A 638-nucleotide genomic window follows, 5' to 3' on the forward strand; every position below is an offset into this window, starting at 1 on the left:
GAATATCCCTATCCTGAGCGAAATAACGGTAATAAGCAGCGCGTGTAGTATTCTTAACAACACCTTTTGACAAAAACCACTCCAGCCCCTTAATTTCACTACCATCAATCAACACTGCATGCGCACCATGTTTTTCAAGCGCCGTATCTAGCTTGTTAATCGTTCTCAATTCGTTTTCAAAGCCGGAACTGGCTTCTTTATAGGCTTCAAGAGCCTGACTTATATAGCCGGAGCGTTCGTATGCGTAAGGAATGGCCAATGCTGCTTCAGCAACACTTTGATTTGTAAGAGGGTAAGTCTTGGTACTAAACCAGGATTGAGTGGCAGCACGAAAATCACCAAGCTCCAGATGTGCCAAGCCATTCAGGTATAAGCCTGCAGCCGTACTGTCAGAGTCAAGGCGAACCTTTTTGAAAAACTCTAAAGCAAGGTCTGGCTTTCCCCCCTCCAAATAGAGTGAGCCGGACGCAAGATTAATTCGGTCAGCCAAAGCCAACTCTTCTTCGCTTTTACCTTTATTCAGTGAACTCGCTATCCAAAGCGTGCCGAGCGCTTTAGTTTTGTCATGGCTCGCTTCAGCATAAGCTATAGCAAGATTGTAATAAGCATAAGCAGCCCAGACTCCTCCGACCAAATCC

1 protein-coding gene is annotated in these 638 nt (G+C 45.6%); it reads right to left on the minus strand.

Annotated elements, in window-relative coordinates; genetic code table 11:
• On the minus strand, positions 1 to 638 hold a 638-nt coding region (locus A3735_RS30475), incomplete at both ends, for a hypothetical protein (RefSeq protein WP_197485748.1).

Source organism: Oleiphilus sp. HI0061 (assembly GCF_001635675.1).